Annotated in this window: 15 protein-coding genes; 4 read left to right on the top strand and 11 right to left on the bottom strand. The window is 66.1% G+C overall.

Going from position 1 to position 16,428, the window contains the following annotated elements; all coding sequences use genetic code 11:
• Window positions 1-44: 44 nt before the first annotated feature.
• Both HTUR_RS10315 and HTUR_RS10320 read left to right on the top strand, forming a co-directional pair.
• Window positions 45-1,361 (top strand): TIGR00341 family protein, encoded by a 1,317-nt coding sequence (locus HTUR_RS10315; RefSeq protein ID WP_012943268.1) that lies wholly within the window; start codon window positions 45-47, stop codon window positions 1,359-1,361.
• Between the two features lie 197 nt (window positions 1,362-1,558).
• Window positions 1,559-2,191: a uracil-DNA glycosylase family protein gene (locus tag HTUR_RS10320; protein WP_012943269.1), complete on the top strand. Its 633-nt coding sequence runs from the start codon at window positions 1,559-1,561 to the stop codon at window positions 2,189-2,191.
• A 227-nt stretch (window positions 2,192-2,418) separates the two neighbouring features.
• Here the strand turns inward: HTUR_RS10320 and HTUR_RS10325 are convergent, their stop codons facing one another.
• From HTUR_RS10325 to HTUR_RS10340, 4 genes are all read right to left on the bottom strand, one after another.
• Entirely contained in the window at window positions 2,419-3,699 is a 1,281-nt protein-coding gene (locus HTUR_RS10325) for a S8 family peptidase (RefSeq protein ID WP_012943270.1), read from the bottom strand.
• A 592-nt stretch (window positions 3,700-4,291) separates the two neighbouring features.
• Complete coding sequence (locus tag HTUR_RS10330) at window positions 4,292-5,596, bottom strand: J domain-containing protein (protein WP_012943271.1); 1,305 nt, start codon at window positions 5,594-5,596, stop codon at window positions 4,292-4,294.
• 143 nt (window positions 5,597-5,739) lie between these two features.
• Window positions 5,740-7,071 carry a DNA polymerase Y family protein gene (locus HTUR_RS10335; RefSeq protein ID WP_012943272.1) on the bottom strand — a complete coding sequence of 444 codons (1,332 nt, stop codon included), beginning with the start codon at window positions 7,069-7,071 and terminating at the stop codon, window positions 5,740-5,742.
• Between the two features lie 91 nt (window positions 7,072-7,162).
• Window positions 7,163-7,588 carry a high-potential iron-sulfur protein gene (locus HTUR_RS10340; RefSeq protein WP_012943273.1) on the bottom strand — a complete coding sequence of 142 codons (426 nt, stop codon included), beginning with the start codon at window positions 7,586-7,588 and terminating at the stop codon, window positions 7,163-7,165.
• 289 nt (window positions 7,589-7,877) lie between these two features.
• On the opposite strand from HTUR_RS10340, the gene HTUR_RS10345 reads away from it, so the two are divergent.
• Window positions 7,878-9,218, top strand: coding sequence for a 4Fe-4S ferredoxin N-terminal domain-containing protein (locus HTUR_RS10345; protein WP_012943274.1), 1,341 nt, complete (start codon window positions 7,878-7,880; stop codon window positions 9,216-9,218).
• 94 nt (window positions 9,219-9,312) lie between these two features.
• On the opposite strand, the gene HTUR_RS10350 is transcribed toward HTUR_RS10345, so the two are convergent.
• The gene (locus HTUR_RS10350) at window positions 9,313-10,080 is read right to left on the bottom strand and encodes a cupredoxin domain-containing protein (RefSeq protein WP_012943275.1); all 768 of its coding nucleotides are present in this window, start codon (window positions 10,078-10,080) and stop codon (window positions 9,313-9,315) included.
• A gap of 241 nt (window positions 10,081-10,321) precedes the next feature.
• On the opposite strand from HTUR_RS10350, the gene HTUR_RS10355 reads away from it, so the two are divergent.
• On the top strand, window positions 10,322-10,744 hold the full coding sequence (locus HTUR_RS10355) for a DUF5518 domain-containing protein (RefSeq protein ID WP_012943276.1): 423 nt from the start codon (window positions 10,322-10,324) through the stop codon (window positions 10,742-10,744).
• Here HTUR_RS10355 and HTUR_RS10360 read toward each other — a convergent pair.
• From HTUR_RS10360 to HTUR_RS10385, 6 genes are all read right to left on the bottom strand, one after another.
• The gene (locus tag HTUR_RS10360) at window positions 10,735-11,064 is read right to left on the bottom strand and encodes a transcription factor S (RefSeq protein WP_012943277.1); all 330 of its coding nucleotides are present in this window, start codon (window positions 11,062-11,064) and stop codon (window positions 10,735-10,737) included. The two genes, HTUR_RS10355 and HTUR_RS10360, sit on opposite strands and share 10 nt — an antisense overlap.
• Window positions 11,065-11,121: 57 nt before the next feature.
• Entirely contained in the window at window positions 11,122-11,559 is a 438-nt protein-coding gene (locus HTUR_RS10365; RefSeq protein WP_012943278.1) for a hypothetical protein, read from the bottom strand.
• Entirely contained in the window at window positions 11,556-12,419 is an 864-nt protein-coding gene (locus tag HTUR_RS10370) for a hypothetical protein (RefSeq protein WP_012943279.1), read from the bottom strand. The genes HTUR_RS10365 and HTUR_RS10370 overlap by 4 nt, the downstream gene beginning before the upstream one ends.
• Window positions 12,420-12,499: 80 nt before the next feature.
• Entirely contained in the window at window positions 12,500-13,336 is an 837-nt protein-coding gene (locus HTUR_RS10375) for an RAD55 family ATPase (protein WP_012943280.1), read from the bottom strand.
• Between the two features lie 333 nt (window positions 13,337-13,669).
• Window positions 13,670-14,656, bottom strand: coding sequence for a beta-ribofuranosylaminobenzene 5'-phosphate synthase family protein (locus HTUR_RS10380; protein WP_012943281.1), 987 nt, complete (start codon window positions 14,654-14,656; stop codon window positions 13,670-13,672).
• Between the two features lie 163 nt (window positions 14,657-14,819).
• A complete protein-coding gene (locus HTUR_RS10385) occupies window positions 14,820-16,139 on the bottom strand; it encodes an alpha-amylase domain-containing protein (protein WP_012943282.1) in 1,320 nt (439 codons plus the stop codon).
• Window positions 16,140-16,428 lie beyond the last annotated feature (289 nt).

The raw sequence follows: 16,428 nt of genomic DNA on the forward strand, positions 1-16,428 counted from the left end.
GTCGGAGGACGAACGTTTATCCACGGTATGATGGACGTGACCCCATGCGGCTCGTGGAAATACTTATTTCGAAGCAACAGCGCGAAACCGTCGAGGAGACGCTCGAGAACGAAGGTCTCGATTTCACTCTCGTCGAGGAGCAGAGCCGCGACGAACCCTCGGTCGTCATCACGTTCCCGTTACCTGCGCCCGCGGTCGAACCCGTCCTCGACGAACTCCGAGACACGGGACTCGACGAGGATTCCTACACCGTGATCGTCGAGGCGGAAACCGTCGTCTCCGAACGGTACGACGAACTCGAACAGCGATACGCTCAGAACACCGCACGGATCTCCCGCGAGGAGCTGCAGGCGGAAGCGAAGGACCTCACCCCCACGTTCAGCACGTACCTCGTCATGACGATTATGAGCGTGCTCGTCGCGACCGCCGGTCTGCTCCTCGATTCGCCGGCGGTCGTCGTCGGATCGATGGTGATCGCACCGCTGATCGGTCCCGCGCTCGGCGCGAGCGTCGGCACGGTCATCAACGACCGCGCGTTGTTCCGTCGCGGAATCAAGCTCCAGGTGCTCGGGCTCGGTGTCGGCGTCGTCACCGCCGCCGGCTTCGCGGTCGCCGCTCGGACGACCGGACTCGTCTCACCGATGATCGACATCTTCGAAATCTCGGAGATTCAGGGCCGGCTCACCCCCGATATTCTCTCGCTCGTCATCGCGGCCGGCGCCGGCGTAGCGGGGGCGTGGACGCTCACCGCCGGCACGTCCGCCGCCCTCGTCGGCGTCATGATCGCTGCAGCGCTCGTTCCGCCCCTGGGAGTCGTCGGCATCGGTCTCGCGTGGGGGCTCCCGGAGGTCGCGCTCGCCGCGGGCGTCCTCGTCCTCGTAAACATCCTCACGATCAATATCACCAGCCTCGCCGTTCTCTGGTACAAGGGGTATCGTCCGGACAACTGGTTTCAACAGGACGAAGCTCGCGTCGCCACGAAGAAACGCGCCGTCGCACTCGCCGTTACGATCGTCGTCCTTTCGGGATTCCTCGGCGCCGTGACGTACGACACCTATCGAACCGGGGTCTACGAGGAGAACGTCAACGAGGACGTGGCGGCCGTTCTCGATTCACCCGAGTACGCCGAACTCACGCTCATCGACATCACGGTCGAGTACACCGATCCGGTCCCACTCCGCCAGCCGGAACGCGTCGTCGTTCGAGTCGGCTATCCGGTCGGCACCGAGCCGCCGCGGATCAGCGACGAGATACGATCCCGAGGGAGCGTCCGCGCCGAGTCGGCGTTTCACCTGCCGACCGGACCGCTCGTCGACTCTCACCGCGCCGAGGTGGTCGTCTACTACGTTCAGAGGGGATAGATTCGATGCTCGCGCCGCGAGAGACGCATCCTGTTTCGGTGCGCCGCTCCGCCCATCGCCGGGAGTCAGTCGACCACTTCACGGGAGTTCCCACAGCCTAGACTCGATCGCTCGGGACTCTGTCCTCGAGATCGATCCTGCGGAATCGCCTGCGAGTAACCGGGGCGGTTAAGCCGCTCGATAGACTTTCGACAGCCGTGAAGAACGTCACAGAGCGGACGAGCAACCCGTTCGGACTGCGACCGCCGTTCGATCGGACCGGACCCGACGAGCGGACCGCCGTCTTCGGCTACGGCGACGCCAACGCCGACTTCCACCTGATCGGCGACCACCCCGACGTCCACGGCGGGCGGTCGACCGGCGTGCCGTTCACCGGAACCGAGTCCGGCGTCGCGATTCAGGAGGTCGCTCGCGCGGTCGGCTTCGCCGACGGGCCGTTCGACCGACCCGACCTCGAGAACCTGTACTGCAGCTACATTCACATGTGCTGTCTGCCGGCCGGGGAGACGCCGAGCGACGAGTCCTACGCCGACCTCGAGCGGTTCTTCGATGCCGAACTGCGGGCGATCAACGCCCACATCCTGCTACCGGTCGGCGAGCGGGCGACCGATCACGTCCTCCGGGAGTACACCACGCAACGGCACCGGATCGACCTCGATATGGCCGCCCTCCACGCTACCGAGATCCGCGGGCGGGGCTTCCTGATCGTCCCGATTCGGGAGCCGACCGAGTGGGAGGACACCGACGACGAGGCGATCGTCGCGCGACTCGAGGCGATCCTGGGGCGGGATTACCGCCAGACGAAGGGCGTCGCGACGCTGGTCGGCTGAGAGCGGATCTTCAGACGCCCGCGAATTCTGACTGAGACGGAACCCGATCGGAACGCCACTCGAGAACGAATCCTCTGTCGCCCTGATGCTAGCAGTAGTTGGTAATACGGTTTCGTTATTCAGCGTCGGAACCAACATGATCCCTATAGGGACAGTGGAAAATTGCTGTTCTCCGTGATCTGACCGGTCCGCCGAGATTCGTAGTTACGGCCACTTTCAGCGACTGGTTAGCGTACTCGTAGCGCATCCAGTGCGTCGGCAGCGTTCAAGCGACCCGCACCGAGGTCGTCGTCGTTTTGCCCATTGACGAGATCGGCGCCATTCTTGATGGCCTGTTCAACCTGACGCGCGTTAGCGTCGGGGGCGACCTCGTGGACGAGCGCAGCGGCGCCGGTGACCTGCGGGGCCGCCATCGACGTCCCGGCTGCCCACCCGTAACTCGGGCCGGGGAGTGTCGAAAACACGAGGTTGTGCGGGTACGGCCATGGAGTGTCCGTGCTCTCGGTCTTCTCACTTGTCTCGTACCCGCCGCCCGGCGCCCCGACGGCGATGTCATTAGAGCCGTAGTTCGAGTAGAATGCTCGGAGGTCGTCCGGACCGGTGGCGCTGACGCTCATCGCGCCGGCGACGCTGCTCGTGAGGTGGAAGAACCCGCCTTGCTTGAGGTTCGCGTCCTCGTTACCAGCACTCGCGGAGACAAGCAGCCCTCGGCGGACCACGTTATTAACGGTCTTCTCGCGGGCGGCGCGGAGTCCCCCGGCGTTGGCCTGCGGAGGGTAGGGCCCCGCCCCGAGGCTGATGTTTGCTACGTCGGCACCTTGGTCGGCGGCATACTCTAGGGCCAGCAGAATATCGCTCGCAGACGCGAACAAGTCACCCTCTTCCGGGAACACCCGCAAGTTTAGGATGGTGGCGTCCGGTGCCATTCCAGTGACGCTCCCGCCCTGAGCGGCGGCGATCCCCGCGACGTGAGTTCCGTGCCAGTGTACCTGCCCACCGTCGCCGGCGGTCACGTCACCGTCGATGATCGCGGCGCTATTATTGGTGTCCACGTTCTGGAGGTCCGGGTGGCTCGCGTCAATCCCCGTATCGATGACCGCGATCGTGGAACCGTCCCCAGTCGCCGTTTGATGGGCCCGCCTTACGTCGGTGACGTGCTTGTCCCACTGGCGATCCCAAAAAATGGGCTCGTCGAAGTGTTCGTCAGCCGGTTCGGTCGCCACCGGCTCCTCCAGGGCGAATAAGACGTCTCGTGCGGCCGTTCTGACACCCCGGATTCCTTCGAGATCATCAACTGCATCTTCTCTGCCGACGGCAACTACCACAGCACCGCCAGCGAGCACGTTTTTGATTGCGAATTCCGCGGCCTCAAGACGATCACGGGCACGATCGTTTTCGACGGTAACGATATACCGAGCATCGCCCTCAGCACTTGCGAACCCCGCGAACGTTAGTGATACACCCGTTGCACCAATACCCTTGAGTACCGATCGCCTGTTTAGTTCCATGTTCACACACCCCAAATGGGGTCTTTTAGACATCGAACTTCAGATATATAAGTAAAATGTAGTTTATGGGTGGGAAGATAACAGGTAGAGGTCCCTATAGCGTTTCTCCGTCAATCCCGACTTCAGCGGTGATGGGCGTCTGCTTACTCTTTTGATTGTAGGAGAAGACTAATTTTTAGAACGATGGCTAATCGCAGTTAGCCGATTCATTACCCTTCTCGTACTTAGTCGGCGGGCGGATTGGGACTGGGTCACACGAGACCGTTCTTTGTTGGAAGATCTCCGCTGAATACGCGCCCGGTATTCAGCATGACGCGACGTCCCTCACTCGAACCGGATAGAACCCCCGCCGGTCAATACGCATACGTAGTTACTGGTCCGGTTGGTTTCAGTCGCATTGCGAAATCACGCTACTATTCAAGTAATTCTCTCTCCCCATACGTCCGGCGATGGATCGCCGCTCTCGGAACGAATCGCTATCCCAGCATCTCGAGCGAGAGCGACTGCAGCAACAATCGACGGAGAAACGGAACAATTCGCATGTCGGTACTCGAGCGAACGGATCGACCGCTCGACTCGCCAGCTGAAGTGTTCACCACCCGAAGTGTTTCCGGATCGTCGCCCGCAGCGGCAGCCCCAGACCTCCGACGATCGGGAGGACGACGAGCGCCGCGAGATCGACCGCGAGCGTCGCCGCGTCCGCGGCCGCGACCCCGAAGCCGACCAGCGGGGCGAGCACGGGCAAGACGTACAGGTACGACGGTTTCCAGCCCGGGCCACGTCTGGTGTGGCGGACGATGACGGCGAACAGCATCGGCATGAGCACCGCGCCGGCCAGCAGCGGGCCGCCGACGAGGACGGTCGTCGCGGTGACCGCGAGCGCGACCACGATCGTCTCGTCGATCGACACCGGTCCCCAGGTGTCGCCGTCTCGGTAGGCGCGCACGCCGAGCAGCGTCAGGAGCGTCAGGCCGACCGCACCGGCCAGCGCGGCGTACCACATCGTTCCCTCGAGCGGCGGCGCGACGAGCTCGAACGCCGTCAGATACGTGACGCTCGAGTCGATCCCGTAGCGCCCGCTCGAGAGCGTCGTCGCGAGGGCGTCGGGATCGGTTCCGGCGGCGGCCAGTTCGACTCGCAGGGCCTCGAGGCCTGACTGGTTGGCCGACGCGAAGTGGCCGAGCCCGGAGAGGTAGACGACGACCGACAGCCAGATCAGCGGCAGCGAGAAGTTCTGGCGGCGCCACCAGCGGACGACGGCGTTGTCGCCGAACCCGCCGGGTTCGGACTCCGCGCTCGCGTCGGCGTTCGATGCGGACGTTCCCGTGGACCCCGTCGTTCCTGTGGTTCCCGTCGTCGTTCGGCCCGCCGTCCTCGTCCCGGTCGAACCGGTCCCAGTCGTCCCACTGGTCCCCGCGGCATTCGAACTCGACGTCGTGCCCGCACTTGCGCTCGATCCCGCTGTCGACGCGCTCGAGGCGGCGCCCGCACTCGCGCCGGTGCTCGACCGCGAGTCCGTCGTCGACGTCGATCCGCTCTCCCCGGCCGCCGACGCGCCCGAGCCTGCCCCCGCGGTCGCCGTCGCTCGCTCCGGTTCCTCGTCGGCGTCCGACGTCTCGTCGCCCGAATCGCTCGACTGCCAGACGTCCGCCGAGGGGAGGCCGCTGGTTCGTTTCGCGACGTAATCCTCGTGACCGAGGCGGTCGTAGGCCTGGCGCTCGACCGGATCCCCGAGGATGTCGTAGGCTTTCTTGACCGCCGTGAACTGCGCTCGAGCCCGGTCGTCGTCGTTGTGGTCGGGATGGTAGACGCGCACCTGCTCGCGGTAGGCGGTCTTGATCTCGTCCTGGGAGGCGTCGGCAGGAACGTCGAGAAGGTCGTAGAAATCCTCAGTCATGTGGGAGTTAAGGGAGTGTGTTGTCGGATGTGTGTTGTCGTCTCGACATATAATTATCGTGTCGTTCGGTGCAGGATGGTACCTCTCGTCGCTCCACCCAATTGATTATTTCGGCTGCGATGACCGTTCGGACTGGAAGACGTTCACCGATCGACGAAATCGGTCAGCGAGGACTGCCCGTCTTCGGGGTCTCGAGCGGCGTTCGGCGACGCCGGTTCGTCGCCGTCGCCCGAGTCGGACGTAGACTCGGGGTCGCTGTCGCTCGAGTCGTCGTCTGTCGCCCCGCCGCCGTCGGCGCGTCGCTCCCAGCCGTCGAGGCTGGCCTGATCGGCGGCCGCGAACTCGAGGTTGGCGACCCGGACGCCGACCTTGCGGACGGGGTCGGTTTCGAACTCGGTGAAGAGGTCGCGGGCGATGCGTTCGACGAGGTCGGGGTCGTCGACCGGCCCGGAGAGGGATCTCGCGCGCGTGTTGACGTCGTACGGCGGCAGGACGGCCTTGACGCCGACGGTTCGGTACAGCGCCCCCTCGCGCCGGGCGCGGTCGGCGACGGCCGACGCGAGCGTCTCGATCTGCTCGTACTTCGGCTCGGGTTCCGAGACGGGGTCGGCGGACGCCGATTCCCGCGAGAAGCTCTTAGGTTCGCCCTTCGGTTCCACCCGACGGTCGTCGTCGCCGCGGGCGCGGTCGTACAGCTCCCGACCGCGCTCGCCGAAGGCCTCGACCAGCGGCTCCGGATCGGCGGCGGCGACGTCGGCCGCGGTCTCGAGGCCCATCTCCCGTAACTCGCGGGCCGTGACGGGACCGACGCCGTGGAGCAAGTCGACCTCGAGCGGGGCCAGGAACTCCCGCACTTCGCCGGGGCGGACGACCGTGAGGCCGTCGGGCTTGTCGAAGTCGCTGGCGATCTTGGCCGCGCTCATCGTCGGCGCGACGCCGACGCTGACGGTGACGCCTACCTCGCGGCGGATGCGATCCGTGATGTGGCGGGCGAAGCCGTCGGCGACCTCCCAGGCGGTGCGCTCGGTCACGTCAAGATAAGCCTCGTCGATGCTCACCTCCCGCACGACGTCGGCGCAGTCGTGGAGGATGTCGCGGACCTCGCTCGCGACCGACTCGTAGTAGTCCATGTCGACGGGGCGGTAGAAGCCGGTCTCCTCGCGGGTCAGTTCCGGATCGTGGTCGTCGGCGTCCGGATCCAGAGCGGCGCGTCTGGGTAGGTGCTCGAGGGCCGTCGAGATGGCTTGGGCACTCTCGACGCCGAACTCGCGCGCCTCGTAGCTGGCGGTGGCGACGGCGCCGACGGTCTCGCCGGGTTCGTATCCCATGCCGACGACGACGGGTTCGCCCCGCAGGGCGGGCTCGCGCAGCCGCTCGCAGGAGGCGTAGAAACAGTCGGCGTCGACGTGACAGACGATGCGGTCCTCGTCGTCGTCATCCGCCTCGACGCCCGGCAGCCGCGGCCCCTCGGACATTCGTCTACTGGGGGGTTCGCGCGAATCGTTGTGAACGTTGTGTCCGCGCTCGTCCGTCGTTCGATCGGCGACCCGCGAGCGTCGGTCGGAGTTATTCGTCCTGAATTTCCTCCCTCGGCGCCCAGAGTGCACACCAGTCCGACGAGCGGATCTCGCCCGCGACTTCGGTACACGCCCCGACCGCGTCGCCGTCGCGGTCGTCGATGTAGTATGTACAGGTGCCACAGTGGTCCCCGTCCGCGGGCCCGCACTGGTAGCTGGCTTCCTCCTTCGATGCTAACTCGCCCTCCGGCTTTCGCTCGACCCCGTCGATGCTCGTCGCGTTCGCTTCCACGTCCGGGACGGTATCGTCCAACCGGTCGAAGCACCAGTCGGCCGGTCGGTCCACTGACGACTCGCCGCCCGCCTGACTGGTGTCTTCGCCCACGGACACGCACCCGGCGAGGACGACCGCCGATCCCCACCCGGTGGCCCGGAGCACCCGCCGCCGAGACCCTCGCGATGTCCCGTCACCCATGCTCTGTGATATGTGTTACCACATCAAAAATCTCATGTACGTCGATTCCGACAGTCACCTTCACTTAACGGTACGGGGGGTCCGGCGGATCGGCGGCTTTCCCTCACTCGAGGTGAGTCCAGTTGCCGCGTCACGCATCGCACGATGTCTCGTCGCTCTCGACCGAGACGTCACCCCACTCAGGTACCCAGCGATCGCAAGGTGGGTCATTATTCGATCGGAATTCCTCATTTCATGTTATTAGCTAGCATAGGGCGCGGATAACATCACACCGCGGTGGGTGATTACAATGGGTGACAACGAGAACGCGACCGAAGACGGAACGCGTCATCGACTCGAGGACGACTGGCAGACGCGACTCGAGGGGCTGCTTGAGGACACCGACTACGACGCGGAACTCGGGCTCGAGATGGCACAGGACGCCCGACGGGTCACGGCGGGAGAGCTCACGGAGGCCGAGTTCTACGATCGGTACCACGAGGCCGTCGTGGCGGAGTTCGGCAAGGACGACCGACCGCTCGAGCGGCCGGACGACGGGCGCGACGCGGGGACGGGCTCTCGGTTCGGCGTCGACGAGGAATCGCGTCGCGACGTGATGCGCATGGTCGGCGCCGGGGCGGGAGCCGTCGGACTCAGCGCGTGGGCCGCGACGGCGGACGACGATCCGACGCCGTCGGCGGCCGAGGCGGCGGACGCGCCCGAGGGGGACGACGAGGGGACGCAGTGGGGGATGGTACTCGACCTCGAGCAGTGTGACGGCTGTCTCTCCTGCGTCGTCGCCTGCGCCGAGGAACACAACTGGGAGCGGGGGGCCAACTGGATGTACGTCCTCGACTACGAGGACAGTGCGTCCGACGGCCACAATCGACTCATTCGACCCTGCCAGCACTGCACGGACGCGCCCTGTGAGAAGGTCTGTCCGACGACCGCCCGTCACACGCGGGACAGCGACGGACTCGTGCTGACCGACTACGACGTCTGCATCGGCTGCCGGTACTGTCAGGTCGCCTGTCCGTACGGCGTCAACTACTTCCAGTGGGACGACCCGGGCGTCTCGGCGGACGAACTCGAGGACGATCACGTCTACGACGCTCGCGGGCGCCCGGTCGGGAGCCGCGCGCCACGGGGCGTCATGGAGAAGTGCACGTTCTGTGCGACCCGCCAGGACGGCACCAAGGGCGAGGAGTTCGTCGGTCGGACCGCCTGCGAGGACGCCTGTCCGCCCGAGGCGATCCAGTTCGGCGACATGAACGATCCCGAAAGCGACACGCGACGGTACCTCGAGGATCCCGAAGTGGCTCGCGTGCGAGCGCAGAACCCACCAGAGGACGAACTGCAGGAAGCGATCGACGTCCTCTCCGGCGAGACCGACCCGGCCGAGGACGGCGACGACGGGCTGACCGAACGGGAGGCGCGAGCGCTCGTTCGGGCCGAGGCCGGCACCGCCGAGTCGACGTTCCGGCTCCTCGAGGACATCGGGACCGACCCGAACATCGTCTATATCGGGGACGAGCCGGGCGCCGATGCCCATCAGGTCGACGGGCCGATCGACTACGACGAGGTCGGCCACGTGGATAACCGAAAGACCGTCCTCGATCAGGGGACAGTCCGTCTCGACCTGCCCGACTGACCGGCGTTCGAGGGGAACGTCAACGGTGAAAGGACGACGACCGCGCTCCGCGCTGAGACAGCGGATCCCGGCGCGATACCGCGATGCGAGCCGCTTACTCTCCTTCCCCCGCCGGCGGTTCGGGGAACTCGAGCAGCACCTCTTTGCTCTCCGGAGCGAGCTCGTCCCAGCTCACGCTCCCCCGCTCCGCGATCGTCGACGGCTCCAACAGCGGATCCTCATACACCAGTCCCGCGGTGAGTGCCGGCGGTCGAAGCTCGATTTCCTCGCCGCCCATTTCGACCGGCCCCGACGGACCGAACGCCGGTTCGGCCGGCGGGTCGCCGACGACGATCCGCGCGACCATCCCGAAGATCTCGTGGGGCGCACACAGGACGTCGTAGACGCCCGGCTGATCGAAGCGGTAGAGCCAGAACGTTCCCGTGCCCAGCACCGGCGACGAGAACGCCGGGACCCCTTCGGGAACGCGGCGTTGCCGACCGAGCTGCGGATGATACGCGGTGACGGTGTGGTCGGGCGTTTCCAGATTGAAGCGCACCACGTCGCCGGGCTCGACGGCCAGTCCGGTCGGCTGGAAGAAGAACTCCGGCAGCGGCCGCTCCGATTCCGCGTCCGGCGGTCTCGTGATCAGATCGACCTCGTACTGGGGTTGTAGCGGCGCCGGCACCTGCTCTTCGCCCTCGAGGCCCGAGTAGCCGAGTACCGGGTGGATACACTGCGGTTGGGCGCACTCCCGTCGCGCCTGTCCGCGATCGGAACCGTCGGCCTTCTCGCGCTCACCACTGCGCGCGGCGCCGAGTCCGGACGCGAGCGGAATCGTCGACGTTACACCAGCCGCCTTGAGGATCTGCCTGCGATCCATGGCCCCACCTGCTTCCGTCGCGGATTAGTTATGAGGTGACATTGCGCTGATAAACGATTCTTGTGGAAAAACTGTCATCTACAGTTAGAGATTACTATCCGCGTCGACCTGCGGGTCGAACGTCGCGCCTGTCGAGCGGTCGGACAGGGTCGTCGAGTGGCGTGACCGTGAGTCCACGCTCGAGCCCGCGCGATCGTATCGCCAGCGAACACTTTTTAATTCGCCAATAGTATCGTGCGGTATGGACTCCGACGCGACCGACACGCCACCGCCGATCGACACCTACGGGACGGACGCTGACGCGAGATCGGGTTCGAACACGGTCGTCAACGCCCTGATCGGCGGCGGTGTCGGGATCGTGCTGTCGTTCCTCCCGGGATCGACCGTTCTCGGCGGGGGAGTCGCTGGCTACCTCGAGGGCGGCGGGACCGACGAGGGACTGCGGGTCGGCGCGCTTGCGGGGCTCATCATGCTCGTCCCGAAACTGCTGATCGGGTTGTTCGCGCTCTGGTTTCTCGGGATTCTGGGGCCGGGCGGCTTCGGGGCCGTGATCGTCCTCTTCCTGCTGGGCGTCGCGGCGTACACCCTCGTCCTGAGTATCGTCGGTGCGGTGATCGGGGCCGTCCTCGAGAGCGAATTCGACCGATCGCGCCCTCAGTTGTAGCCGCGCCAGCGGTGACCGCACTCGGTGCACTTGAAAAAGCGCGTCGGCGGTTCGTCGGCCGAGGCGGTCTGTTTGAGGGTGTACCACGCCTCCTGGTTCTCGCATTCGTCGCAGACCACATCCGTGGCCTTCGGCTTCCCCTCGAAGTTGGCATTCTCGTCGGACTCGATCACGTCGTCGTCGGTCTGGGACTCGGTGGTGACGAACGCGTCCTCCTGCTCGCGGTCGCGTTCGCTCGAGGCGCCGCAGTCCTCGTTCGTACAGACCATGCGATCGCCCTGGGCTTTCATCATCGAACCGCAATCGTCGCAAAACTGCATGGCCGGACGTAGCGGATCGAGCAGGAAAAGTGCACCCCTCGGCGGGCCCGCAGGGGATTACTGACTCTCGAGCGCTTCGTCTTCCAAGACGACCGGACAGTCGGCGACCCGGAACCGACCCAACGCGGACAGTTCGAGGATGTCGGTTCCCTCGCGGGTACACGCGACGGTCGGCGGCGACGCGAAGTGTTCGCACTGGTGGCAGTAGCCGTCCGTCTCGATCTCGCGGATTTCTCGTTCCTCGTCGCGAGGGGGCGCCGCCGCGTCGTCGTTCTCGAGGCGGTCCCAGAGTCGATCGCGATCGACGGTCGCGACGTCCTCGCGGTCGAACAGGTCGTCGAAGTCGGTCCCGGCGTCGTCTCCGGTCGCGCCTCGCCGCTCGTCGACCGCGGTGGCCAAGTCGCCGAGGGGACCGGTTCGGTCGGTGTCGTCGGATTCCGAGGGTGTCGAACCGCCCGCGGCGTCCGCCTTGTCGTCCGGCGTATCGTCGGTCATCGGACCGTTTCCTCCGACTCGAAGTCGAGGACGGATGCCGTGTCCGAGTCGTCGCAGTCCGTCGCGTCCGCCTCGAGCGCGTCGAAGATGGGTTCCTCCGGCGACGGCGACGACAGTGCATCGTCGACTCGTCCCTCGAGGGCCGGCGGCTCACCGGTCACGAGTGTCGGGGAGCCGAAGAACGAGGTCTTCTCGGCGACGTCGGTGACCGCCGTCGAGCAGTGGGGACAGGCCGGTTCGGCCAACAGCGCGAGGTCGACCGCGGCGTCGCAGGCGTCGCAGACGGCGGTCCGGATCCCCAGCCGGTTGGCCGCGAGTTTGAGCCGATCGGCCGCCGCCCGGCGGCGCTCCCGTTCGGTGGCGCCGTCCCGGCGGTCCCGGAGGTCCACCACGGCGTTCGCGAGCGCGGTCGTTCGATCGTCGAGCACCGCCGTCTCGCCGACGAGGGACTCGAGGACGGTCTCGAAGTTCTCGAAGCCGTCGTCGACGGTCGCCTCGAGGGCCGCGAGGTCCTCGCGGACGGCCGCGAACTCGTCCTCGCCGACGCGGTCGGGGTGGTCGTGGCCGGCCGGCGCCTTCGCGTCGGTCTCGCGTTTGACCTGGACGACGCGGCTCCGGACGTCCTCGAGCAACTCCCGAAACTCCTCGCGCTGGGCGTCGATCCGAGCCCGCACGGCTGTGAGATCGTCGAGATCGCTCGGCTCGATCTCGTCGTCGGTCGCGACGGCGTGGGCCGCCGTGACCAGACGACGGCAGACGTCGTCGCGACTCTCGCCGCGTCGGCTGGCCTCCCGGGCGAGCCAGTCGTCGACCTCGCCGGGCGGGGCGAACGAGATTCCGCCGTCGTCTTCGCTCGACATACGTTCGTTCGATCGTTCGGACGAAACGGGCTTAATGGTTGGTTCGGACTCACCGCTCGATACGCGCCGTAGAGGATCTCTTACCGGATCTTTCGAACGTTACTGATATCGAAGCCGCTGTCGTTGATCGCCGTCTCGAACCGGATGATGTCCTCGTCCTCGAGTCGCGAGAGGACCCCGCGGAACTGTTCGACGACGAGGGTTCGCGCCCGCTCGGAGCCGCCGCTCTCCCACTCGAACAGCAGGGTCCCGTCGGTGGCCTCCTTCAGGCGCCCCAACTCCGTCGGCTCGAGGGCCTCCGCGTTGACCAGCAACAGGATGACGCCGCCCCAGCGGTGGGCGGCGCGTTTGAGCCCCTTCAATAGGACCGTCAGGTCCGACCAGGCCAATCGGTCGTCGGCCGTCGCGACGAGGTCGGTCACGGAGTCGACGACGACGAGGTTCCCCGCCGCGTGCTCGGTCAGGTACTCGCCCAGCGCCTCGAGGACGCCGCTGCGATCGGTCCGCTTCCCGAGGTCGGTGATGTCGGTCGCGCGCTCGGCGTACCAGTCGGTCGGCACCGGCGTCAGCTGGAAGTACGACTCCGCGAGTTCGACGACGGAGACGCCGTCCATCCCCGCGTCGACGAGGTCGCCGTCCATGACCAGCCCCATCTCGTCGGTGATCGCGGCCCGTTCGTCCGTAAACGAGATGTAGTGGACCGCGTCGGGGGGTTCGGTCCCCGACTCGAGGTCGCCGTAGTAACGATCGAACTCGTCGGGCGCCGCGCCGGCGAGGCCGTTTAACACCGCGCTCGTGTAGGCGAACTCCCGCGCGCCGGCCCCGGCCTCGCCCGCGAGCAACACGACGCTGCCGGCGGGCGCGCCTCCGCCGATCATCCGGTCGAGCCGCGAGATTCCGAGGGGAAGTCGGTTCATATGCTCGAGTTCGTTCGAAATCGCTTACGCGTTGTGGCAGTCGAGTCGGAGAATTAGAGCGGACTCGATCGCTGCTTGAATCGGATTCATGGGTGCGATGAACGCGCTGCTCGCGCTGCTCACGCTGGCAACGGGGAATTGCCACACCCTCCCCAACCGATTCGCTCGCTCCTTACGGTCGCTCGCTCATCCCTCGCGCGCTGTCATCAGCCGTCCTCGCTTTCGGTCATGGGTCACTTCGTTCCCCGTTCGCATTCGAGGTGCTCCCTCCGGTTGCACCTCGCTTCGCTCGGCCGGACCGACAGCACGCGCCACTCGGAATTACTCGGTCTATCACTGCCGGTCGCCGTCAGCCCGAACTCGAGCCCCAGCCGTCGCCGGTTCGGTCACCAGCACCCGCCCCTCGAGTCCGTTCTCCGCGAGGGCGTCTCGGGCCGCCGACTCGGCCTCGGCGGCGTGGCTGCGGTCGGTGACGCCGTAGACGACGGGGCCCCACGACGACTGGCCGATGCCCGACAGCACCGGGCAGTCCTCGAGCGCCTCGACGAGCGTTCCCGCGGGCGGGCGGAAGACGCCGCCCTGCGCGTCGGCGTACCACGCACCGTTCTTCCGACCGATTTCGGCTATCGCCTCGCCGAAGGCCTCGAGACGGTCCTCCGCGGCGGCGGGAAGCAGTTTGCGGGTGACGACGCCGGCGATTTCGTCTGCGACGGCGGGGTCGGAACGCTCGACGACCGCGCGCATGCTCGCGTCCTCGTCGTCGCCGCTGCGGCCGGGGTCGGCGTCGGGAACCGCGACGAGGAAGCGCCAATTTTCGGGGAGGTCGTGGCGGGCGACGACCGGCGGGACCGTCCAGTCGCCCTCCGCCGGCGGTTCCGTGGTAAAGCGGTTGGTCGGATGGCCGGCGTCGACGACGAAGCCGCCGTCCTCGAAGGTCGCGACGCCGACGCCGCTGCGCCCGCCCCGGCCCATCGCCGGCGCGAGGTCTCGGACTCGAGGCTCGATGCCGTGTGCCCGCGCCGTCGCGGCGAGAACGGACAGCGCCAGCTGGGTCCCGCTGCCGAGGCCGACGTGGCGGGGCAGCCGTTCCTCGAGCGTGACCGCGACCCCTGGGACGTCGAGGGCGTCGACGGCGCGGGCGGCGTACTCCCGACCCAGCGGATCGTCGCCCTCGACGCCGTCGGCGGGTTCGGCGGTGACCGTCACGCGCGGCGCCTCGAGCCCGACGCCGATCCCGCCGTAGAGTCGTCTGCGAGCGAGCGAGAGGTTCTGGAAGCCGACGTGGAGCCGCGCTCCCGCGCTGACCGTCGCGGTCGTCATGCCCGGCCGTAGGAAGGCCCCCGGGAAGGGGGTTTCGACGGTGGCAACGAACGGTCGAAACGCTCTCTTGCGGTCCGGCGGTTTTGCGGAGTCGGAGTGCCGGCGCCAGCGACGGCTGCAGCGAGAAATCGCCGTTGAGCGGGTCGATCACCGCTCGTGACGATCAGTACGGCGCGTAGAACACCCACCCCTCGGGCGGAACCGAGACCTCGACCCAGCCGTCACCGTTGACGTCGATGTCGTCGGCGTTGCCACTGTAGTCTTTGAGCGTCTCGTCGCTCCAGGTCGTGTACACCCACTTACTTCGCCAGCTGTCGGTATTGTTGTTGAGACCGACGAGCAGGTTGTTCTGCCGCTCGTAGACTGCGAGGTCGGAATCGGTGTGTCGCCAGTAGGTCGTACCGCCGGCGAGGTTCGTCTTGACCCACACCATGTTGGTGATCGCGTCGTCGTCGAGGATCTCGTCGGGGTAGAGATTGTATACCATCGGCGTTCCCTCGATCGTGAGAACGAAGGCGTGTGCGAGGTGGTACTGTGGCGGCGCGCCCTCGTCGTGATTCTGAACGAACGGCCAAGAGTGGAACGGATCCTGGGCGACAACTCCCGCACCGTCGAGTTTGCTCATATCACCATAGTCGAAGACCTCCTCCATGACGAAGTACAGCGGGTAGTCGAAGGCGTTCATTCCGGTATCGATGTAGTTCTGCACGTAGTCGACGCCGCCGTCAAACACCTCTCCGACTCGACTCATGCCGAACTCGTCAGCCCACTGATTGGCGTACTGCTCCCAGTATTCGCGCTCGACGTGTTTGACCGCATCGTAGCGGTAGCCGTCGGCCCCGGTGTCCGCGATCTTTTTCATGTAGTCGTACAGCTGCTCGCGGACGTACGGCGCGGTGTCCTCGTGTCCGTGGTCCTCGAGTTGCGCGAGGTCCTTCAACCCGAGGAGGTTCCCGTGCTCGACCTGGTGTTCGTCGTCCCAGTCGTCGATCGAACCGACGTGAGTGTGGAAGTGTTTCTCCTTGAACTGCGGGAAGTCGTAGCCGCGATTTGCGGCCATGTGGTTCATTACGCAGTCGACGTACACCTCGAGGCCGTGTTCGTGTGCGGTCTCGACGAGCCGGTTGAGGTCCGCTTCGGTCCCGAACTCGCTGTCGAAGGAGCGGAAGTCGACCGGCTGGTAGCCCAACGGCGGATCGTTCCGGCCGTCCTGGTCGCTCCAGGTCAGCTCGCTCTCTTGAGGCGCCTGGATCCAGACGCCGTCGTAGCCGCGGTCCGCAACTGTCGAGAGGGTGTCCGTGATCGTCGGCCACGTCTCGTGGAAGTACTGGAAGAACACCCGTTCGCCGCTGCCCGTGCCCGCCGAGGCGGACCCGACGCCGGTGAGGGAAACACCGGCCATCGCGGCGGTGCTGATGAGGGCTCGTCTACTCATCGCGTCGTCGATTCCGTCACCGGATCGTCGATCGGTATCGTCTGACATGCAATCGTGAGGTATTATTTCATCACAAATAAACCTAGTTGAAGAACATATTACAATTATAATTCGAACTGGTCTGCTACAACCCCGATAGGAACGGAATCTATGGGCCCAGAAACGGCCGCAACGATCGAGGGGTGCGCGGCCGCCGTCTGTATCGGAACGCGAAGCCACGCTTCGACGCGGTGTGTCCGTTTCCGAGCTGGCGGTCGCGGGTTCGACGGTGGTGGCGGTCCGGATAGCGGAGTCGACCCGGCACGGCAGAGCGGTTATATCGCTCGCGCCGACAGTC

This window comes from Haloterrigena turkmenica DSM 5511 (assembly GCF_000025325.1).
GTDB classification, from domain to species: domain Archaea; phylum Halobacteriota; class Halobacteria; order Halobacteriales; family Natrialbaceae; genus Haloterrigena; species Haloterrigena turkmenica.